General features: G+C 71.4%; 9 protein-coding genes. 4 read left to right on the top strand and 5 right to left on the bottom strand.

Features of this window, described 5'->3' with window-relative positions:
- From G3I53_RS24870 to folE, 4 genes are all read left to right on the top strand, one after another.
- Nucleotides 1-216: TilS substrate-binding domain-containing protein (locus G3I53_RS24870; protein WP_203617383.1), on the top strand; the 216-nt coding region annotated here is incomplete at its 5' end.
- Nucleotides 217-276: 60 nt separating this feature from the next.
- Entirely contained in the window at nucleotides 277-837 is a 561-nt protein-coding gene (gene hpt / locus G3I53_RS24865) for a hypoxanthine phosphoribosyltransferase (protein WP_164332552.1), read from the top strand.
- A gap of 188 nt (nucleotides 838-1025) precedes the next feature.
- Nucleotides 1026-3065, top strand: a complete 2040-nt coding sequence (gene ftsH, locus G3I53_RS24860) for an ATP-dependent zinc metalloprotease FtsH (RefSeq protein WP_164332551.1) — start codon at nucleotides 1026-1028, stop codon at nucleotides 3063-3065.
- Nucleotides 3066-3213: 148 nt separating this feature from the next.
- Nucleotides 3214-3819, top strand: a complete 606-nt coding sequence (gene folE / locus G3I53_RS24855) for a GTP cyclohydrolase I FolE (RefSeq protein ID WP_164332550.1) — start codon at nucleotides 3214-3216, stop codon at nucleotides 3817-3819.
- Between the two features lie 103 nt (nucleotides 3820-3922).
- On the opposite strand, the gene G3I53_RS24850 is transcribed toward folE, so the two are convergent.
- From G3I53_RS24850 to folP, 5 genes are all read right to left on the bottom strand, one after another.
- Complete coding sequence (locus G3I53_RS24850; protein WP_164332549.1) at nucleotides 3923-4414, bottom strand: DUF3180 domain-containing protein; 492 nt, start codon at nucleotides 4412-4414, stop codon at nucleotides 3923-3925.
- 54 nt (nucleotides 4415-4468) lie between these two features.
- Nucleotides 4469-5080 (bottom strand): 2-amino-4-hydroxy-6-hydroxymethyldihydropteridine diphosphokinase, encoded by a 612-nt coding sequence (folK, locus tag G3I53_RS24845; RefSeq protein WP_164332548.1) that lies wholly within the window; start codon nucleotides 5078-5080, stop codon nucleotides 4469-4471.
- Nucleotides 5077-5436: a dihydroneopterin aldolase gene (folB, locus tag G3I53_RS24840; RefSeq protein ID WP_343239788.1), complete on the bottom strand. Its 360-nt coding sequence runs from the start codon at nucleotides 5434-5436 to the stop codon at nucleotides 5077-5079. The genes folK and folB overlap by 4 nt, the downstream gene beginning before the upstream one ends.
- 258 nt (nucleotides 5437-5694) lie before the next feature.
- Complete coding sequence (locus tag G3I53_RS24835) at nucleotides 5695-6198, bottom strand: nuclear transport factor 2 family protein (protein ID WP_164332546.1); 504 nt, start codon at nucleotides 6196-6198, stop codon at nucleotides 5695-5697.
- Nucleotides 6195-7109 (bottom strand): dihydropteroate synthase, encoded by a 915-nt coding sequence (gene folP / locus G3I53_RS24830; protein ID WP_164351307.1) that lies wholly within the window; start codon nucleotides 7107-7109, stop codon nucleotides 6195-6197. Before folP ends, G3I53_RS24835 begins: the two co-directional genes overlap by 4 nt.
- Nucleotides 7110-7230 lie beyond the last annotated feature (121 nt).

Genomic DNA, 7230 nt, shown 5'->3' with positions numbered 1-7230 from the left:
TGCGCCGGGCTGCACGCCCTGCCGCCCGCCGTGCGCCGCCGCGTCCTGCGCCGGGCCGCGATCGAGGCGGGCGCGCCGGCCGGATCGCTGTTCGCGCGGCACATCGAGGAGGTCGACCGGCTCGTCACCGGCTGGCGGGGCCAGGGAGCCATCAACCTCCCCGGCCGGGTCGTCGCCACCCGGCAGGGTGGCAGACTGGTGATTCGGCAAGGCTGAATCCCTTCCCCCGGCAGCGCCGCCGACGGTGCGGGACAGCCGGTGGGACGACCGAAAGTGATGCGGGTGGACGCGAAAGACATGGGTGCCGACCTCGAGAAGGTGCTCCTCAGCAAAGAAGAGATCGACGCCAAGCTGACCGAACTGGCGGCGAAGATCGACGCGGAGTACGCGGGGAAGGACCTGCTGATCGTCGGCGTCCTCAAGGGCGCGGTGATGGTCATGGCCGACCTCGCGCGGGCGCTGTCCACCCCCGTCACCATGGACTGGATGGCCGTGTCCTCGTACGGGGCCGGCACCCAGTCCTCCGGCGTGGTGCGGATCCTGAAGGACCTCGACACCGACATCAAGGGCCGGCACGTCCTGATCGTCGAGGACATCATCGACTCCGGCCTGACCCTGTCCTGGCTGATCTCCAACCTCGGCTCGCGCGAGCCCGCCTCCCTCAAGGTGTGCACGCTGCTGCGCAAGCCCGAGGCCGCCAAGGTCGCCATCGACGTGGAATGGGTCGGATTCGACATCCCCAGCGAATTCGTCGTCGGATACGGCCTCGACTACGCCGAGAAGTACCGCAACCTCCCGTTCGTCGGTACGCTCGCGCCCCACGTCTACGGCGGCTGAGCCACGCGGCACGGGCCGCCGTACGCGGATCGGGAACCCCGGCGGAGTCCGCGCCGTTGGAGCATGCGTAGACGCGATTGTCAGCCGTCCCGCGCAGCTTCGGGGGACAATGCTGGGGTACCGTCCGAAGAACAGTCTTTATCAAACTCACTATGGCAGGAGGGACGGGGCGGCACCGCTCCGTATGGATGGACGTGAAGCGATACTTCCGTGGGCCGGTCATGTGGATCGTGCTGGCCGTCCTTGCCGTGGTCGTGTTGATGCAGGTCGTCGGTTCGTCCGGCGGCTACAAGACGGTGGACACGGGCCAGGTCGTCCAGGCGATCAACGAGAACAAGGTCGAGCAGGCCAAGCTGACGACGGGCGACGAGCAGACCATCAAGGTCGAGCTCAAGGACGGCGTCAAGATCAAGGACAGCTCGAAGATCCAGGCGAGCTACATCGGTGACCAGGGCGTCACCATCGCCAACACCCTGCAGGACAAGTTCCAGAACAAGCAGATCCCGAAGGGCTACACGGTCTCGCCGTCGAAGCAGAACCCCTTCGTCAGCATTCTGCTGTCGCTGCTGCCCTTCGTCCTGATCGTGGTCGTTTTCCTGTTCCTGATGAATCAGATGCAGGGTGGCGGCTCCCGTGTCATGAACTTCGGCAAGTCCAAGGCGAAGCTCATCACCAAGGACACCCCGAAGACGACGTTCGCCGACGTCGCGGGCTCCGAGGAGGCCGTGGAGGAACTCCACGAGATCAAGGAGTTCCTGCAGGAGCCGGCGAAGTTCCAGGCCGTCGGCGCCAAGATTCCCAAGGGCGTGCTGCTCTACGGTCCGCCCGGCACGGGCAAGACCCTGCTCGCGCGGGCCGTCGCGGGCGAGGCGGGCGTCCCCTTCTACTCGATCTCCGGTTCCGACTTCGTCGAGATGTTCGTCGGTGTCGGTGCCTCCCGGGTCCGTGACCTGTTCGAGCAGGCCAAGGCCAACGCGCCCGCGATCGTCTTCGTCGACGAGATCGACGCCGTCGGCCGCCACCGCGGTGCCGGTCTCGGCGGTGGACACGACGAGCGCGAGCAGACCCTGAACCAGCTGCTGGTCGAGATGGACGGCTTCGACGTCAAGGGCGGCGTGATCCTCATCGCCGCCACGAACCGCCCGGACATCCTCGACCCCGCGCTGCTGCGCCCCGGCCGCTTCGACCGCCAGATCGCGGTCGACCGCCCGGACATGCAGGGCCGTCTGGAGATCCTCAAGGTCCACCAGAAGGGCAAGCCGGTCGCCCCGGACGTCGACCTGTCGGCCGTCGCCCGCCGCACCCCCGGCATGACCGGCGCGGACCTGGCCAACGTGCTGAACGAGGCGGCGCTGCTGACCGCGCGCAGCGATCAGAAGCTGATCGACAACCACATGCTGGACGAGGCGATCGACCGGGTGGTCGCGGGCCCGCAGAAGCGGACCCGGATCATGTCGGACAAGGAGAAGAAGATCACCGCGTACCACGAGGGCGGACACGCCCTGGTCGCGGCGGCCTCACCGAACTCCGATCCGGTCCACAAGATCACCATCCTCTCCAGAGGCCGTGCCCTGGGCTACACGATGGTGCTGCCGGACGAGGACAAGTACTCCACCACGCGCAACGAGATGCTGGACCAGCTGGCCTACATGCTGGGCGGCCGCGCGGCGGAGGAGCTCGTCTTCCACGACCCGACGACGGGTGCCGCCAACGACATCGAGAAGGCCACCGGCCTCGCCCGCGCGATGGTCACGCAGTACGGCATGACCGAGCGGCTCGGCGCGATCAAGTTCGGCGGGGACAACACCGAGCCCTTCCTCGGACGTGAGATGACTCACCAGCGCGACTACTCGGAAGAGGTCGCCGCGCTGGTCGACGAAGAGGTCAAGAAGCTCATCGAGACCGCGCACAACGAGGCCTGGGAGATCCTGGTCGAGAACCGGGACGTCCTGGACAACCTGGTGCTGGCCCTGCTGGAGCGGGAGACGCTGGGCAAGGAGGAGATCGCCGAGATCTTCGCCCCCATTGTCAAGCGCCCGCCCCGGCCCGCCTGGACCGGCTCGTCCCGCCGTACGCCGTCGACCCGGCCGCCGGTCCTCTCCCCCAAGGAGCTGGCCCTGACGAACGGGGCGAACGGCGCGACGCCCGCCATTTCCACCGCGAAGAGCACCGTGGCGGAGCCCGCCCCGGCGCAGGAGCGGACCCCGGAGGAGCGCCCCGAGAGCTGACCGGCTCCCGGGGAGGCCTCTGTGCCCCCACCGGTCCCGGAATGGATGCCGCGCCCCCCAGGTTCTAGCCTGGGGGGCGCGGCGTTTTGCGTACCCGCAGTTGAGACGCGTGCACGGCGCGCGTGAAGGCAGAGGAACGAGGCACTCCATGACCGACCCCGTGACGCTGGACGGCATAGCCCCCATCGGCGAGTTCGATGAGAAGAGGGCCCAGAACGCCGTGCGCGAACTGCTGATCGCGGTCGGCGAGGACCCGGACCGGGAGGGCCTGCGGGAGACCCCGGCCCGCGTGGCCCGGGCCTACCGGGAGATCTTCGCGGGGCTGTGGCAGAAGCCCGAGGACGTTCTGACGACGACGTTCGACCTCGGTCACGACGAGATGGTGCTGGTGAAGGACATCGAGGTCCTGAGCCACTGCGAGCACCACCTGGTGCCGTTCGTCGGGGTCGCCCACGTCGGGTACATCCCCTCCGTCGACGGCAAGATCACGGGGCTGTCCAAGCTGGCCCGGCTGGTGGACGTCTACGCCCGGCGCCCGCAGGTGCAGGAACGACTCACCACCCAGGTCGCCGACTCCCTGATGGAGATCCTGGAGCCGCGCGGGGTGATCGTCGTCGTGGAGTGCGAGCACATGTGCATGTCGATGCGGGGCGTGCGCAAGCCCGGTGCGAAGACCATCACGTCGGCCGTGCGGGGGCAGCTGCGCGACCCCGCGACCCGCAACGAGGCCATGAGCCTGATCATGGCGCACTGACGGCGCCCACGGCACGCACGGCGTCCACGGCACGCACGGCGTCCACGGCACGCACGGCCTCCTGGCGCCGCCGGCGGGCGCCGAGGGCGGGCCGGGCGGGGCCTCAGGCGGCCGGAGCGGCCCCCGGGCCCCCGTCGTTCTCGTCGTCCTCCGGCAGCTTGCAGACGCGCTCCAGGAAGACGGCCGCCGCTATCACGCCGATGGCCGCCACGACCGAGGCCCCGGCGTAGATCGCCTGGTCCCGGCGGGCGGGGATGTCGAGGTACTCCAGCAGGAAGACGCCCGTCCCGCCGTACATCCCCGCGACCAGGGCCGCGACCAGGGCGCTCGCATGCCCGAACACCACCGCGCGGGCCGCCATCAGCGGGTCGACGCCCTTGGCCTCGGGCCGGCGCTCGCGCTGCGCCTTGAGGCGGGCCCGGATGGAGAGCGCCGTGGCCGCGAGGACCACGGCGATCAGGGCCAGGACGATGGGGGCGGCCACGGGCACGCTCGGCAGGGTCCCGAAGGAGTTCCACAGGCGGGCGCCCGCCCAGGACAGGATGCCCGCCACGACGAACACGCCGGCCAGCACCCTGATGCGCAGCTCTGTCACGGTGTCCCTTCGCAGTGCCCGGTGCCCCACCACGGGGCCTGTCGACCTTAACGGCTACTCGGGCAGCCGGAGTTCCAGGTCCGTGCGCGGTGTCACGCCCTCGCGGGTGACCGCGTCGAGGAGGCCGGCGACCGGGCCCCGCCCGGGCAGTTCCGCCTCGGGGTCGACGTCGTGCCAGGGGGCGAGGACGAACGCGCGCTCGTGGGCGCGCGGGTGGGGGAGCGTGAGCCCCGGGTCGTCGGACAGCCGGTCGGCGTAGGCGACGATGTCGACGTCCAGGGTGCGCGGACCCCAGCGCTCGTCGCGGACCCGGTGGAAGGCCTCCTCGACCGCGTGCGCCCGCTCCAGCAGGGAGGACGGCGGCAGCGTCGTCCGCAGGACCACGACGGCGTTGAAGTAGGCGGGCTGGCTGCCCGGCTCCACGCCCCACGGCTGCGTCTCGTACACCGGGGAGACGGCCTTGACGCGGATGCCCGGTGTGTCCTCCAGGGCGTCGACGGCGCCCTGGAGGGTCTCCAGGCGGTTGCCGAGGTTCGCCCCGAGGGACACCACGGCCTGCTTCGGGTTCTGCAGGGTGGTGTCGGCGGCGTCGACCTGCTGGACCACGGAGGCCGGGACGGGCTGAACGGTCGGGTCGGTGTGGCCCGTGCTGGACGGCCTGGTCATACGCGGCTCCGGTTGATGGTGACGGTCACGTCGTCGAACGGCACGGTGATCGGCGCCTCCGGCTTGTGGACGCAGACCTCGACCTCCTGTACCACCTCGTGCTTCAGGCAGACCTGTGCGATGCGCTCGGCGAGGGTCTCGACGAGGTCGACGGGCTCGCCCTCGACGACGGCCACGACCTCCTCCGCCACGACGCCGTAGTGCACGGTCTTCGTCAGGTCGTCGTCGGCCGCGGCCGGCCGGGTGTCCAGCCCGAGGACGAGGTCCACGAGGAAGGTCTGGCCCTCCTCGCGTTCCTCGGGGAACACACCGTGGTGCCCACGGGCCCTCAGGCCGCGCAGCGCGACACGATCCACGCGAATCACTCCTGCTGTCGTCGGTCCGGCCGGTCGGTGCCGCATGCGGACGGCACACCGGCCCCGGTCGAATCTACCCGCGGACACCGGCGCGTCCGGTCCGCCGCGGGGCGGTACCGGGCCGGTGCCGGGAGGTTTCACCGGGCGTTTTCCCTGGGGAGGGCGGGGGCTCACGGGTCGGTGGCCGCATCGGCCGCGCCGTCGTGATTCCCGCCACGTCCCGGGCCCGTGAGGGGCTCCTACCCGTCCGCGGCCCGGTCAGGCGGGGGAGTCCTCGCCGTCCTCGTCCTCGCTCTCGGCGAGCACCGGGGAGGCGTGGTGCGACCACAGCTTCCAGCCGGCCGGGGTGCGCCGGAAGACGTTGGAGGCGACGACGAGCTGGCCGACGAGCGGGCCCAGTTCCTCGCCGGCGGCCGGGGCGGGGCCCCCGCTGAGGATGTTCTCGGTGCAGGTCACCAGCGCGGTGTCGCCGGTGACGGAGACGTGCACGTCGGTGAGGAAGAACTGGATGTAGTCGGTGTTCGCCATGATCAGGGCGTAGGACCGCAGGACCTCGCCGCGTCCGGTGAGCACGGGCCAGCCGGGGTGCACGCAGGACACGACGCCGCTGTCGGCCGGGTCGTGGTAGCTCTCGTCGACGCCGAGGTCGGAGGGGGTCAGCCAGAGCGACGCCACCTCCTCGAAGTCGCCGCGTTCCAGCGCCTCGTAGAAGGCGGTGTTGGCGGCCTCCACCTGCTCGACGTCGGTGTGGGGTGCGCTCACCGGGTGCCTTCTGCGCCGTGCGCGCCGGACGGGGAGGGGGCGGCGTCGGGGGTGTGCGCCCGGGCGACGGCCTGCACGACGCGGACGGCGTCGGCGGTGGCCCGCACCTCGTGCACCCGGACCGCCCAGGCGCCGGCCTGCGCGGAGAGGGCCGAGACGGCGGCGGTGGCCGCGTCCCGTTCCCGGGCGGGCGGGGGCGCGCCGTCCGGGCCGGCCAGCACGTGGCCGAGGAACCGCTTGCGGGACGCGGCGACGAGCAGTGGGTGCCCGAGGGCGAGGACGCGGTCGAGGCGGGCCAGGAGGGCGAGGTCGTGGTCGGCGCCCTTGGAGAAGCCGAGGCCCGGGTCGACGATCACGCGGTCCGCGGCGATGCCGCCCGCCAGGACGGCCTCCACGCGCGCGTGCAGCTCGTCGACGACCTCGCCGACCACGTCGTCGTAGGTGCCCCGGACGTTGGTGCCCTCCAGCAGGCCGCGCCAGTGCATGACCACGAAGGGCGCCCCGGAGGCGGCCACCACGGGGATCATGGCCGGGTCGGCGAGTCCGCCGCTGACGTCGTTGACGAGGGCGGCCCCGGCGGCGAGGGACTGTTCCGCGACGGAGGCCCGCATGGTGTCGACGGAGATGGTGACGCCCTCCGCGGCGAGGCCGCGGACCACCGGGATGACCCGCCGGAGTTCCTCGGCCTCGTCGACGCGGGTGGCGCCGGGGCGGGTGGACTCGCCGCCGACGTCGATGAGGTCGGCGCCCTGGGCGACCAGGTCGAGGCCGCGCTTGACGGCGGTGCTCGTGTCGAACCAGCGGCCGCCGTCGGAGAAGGAGTCGGGCGTCACGTTGACGACTCCCATGACCGCACAGCGGTCCCAGTGTGGAAGTCCCGCGACGTGAGGGCGTCCGCTGCGATTGCTCATATGTTCAGCGTAGGCCCCGGCCCGGGGGCCGGGAGTGTGCGGGGAGGGCGTGGCCCGGGCGGAGGCCGTGCGGCGGGGGCGGCCTCCGCCCGGGGCGCCTCCGGGCGCGCGGTACGGCAGC

This window comes from Streptomyces sp. SID14436 (genome assembly GCF_010548465.1).
Lineage (GTDB): Bacteria > Actinomycetota > Actinomycetes > Streptomycetales > Streptomycetaceae > Streptomyces.
The sequence above is the reverse complement of the archived record's forward strand: the minus strand, read 5'-3'. Positions and strand labels throughout refer to the sequence as shown.

Excerpts from the sequence above, each read along its gene's own strand:
- folE (WP_164332550.1), top strand. The coding sequence starts at position 3,214 with ATGACCGACCCCGTGACGCTGGACGGCATAGCCCCCATCGGCGAGTTC.
- ftsH (WP_164332551.1), top strand. The coding sequence starts at position 1,026 with ATGGACGTGAAGCGATACTTCCGTGGGCCGGTCATGTGGATCGTGCTG.
- hpt (WP_164332552.1), top strand. The coding sequence starts at position 277 with ATGCGGGTGGACGCGAAAGACATGGGTGCCGACCTCGAGAAGGTGCTC.
- folP (WP_164351307.1), bottom strand. The coding sequence starts at position 7,109 with ATGAGCAATCGCAGCGGACGCCCTCACGTCGCGGGACTTCCACACTGG.
- folK (WP_164332548.1), bottom strand. The coding sequence starts at position 5,080 with ATGACCAGGCCGTCCAGCACGGGCCACACCGACCCGACCGTTCAGCCC.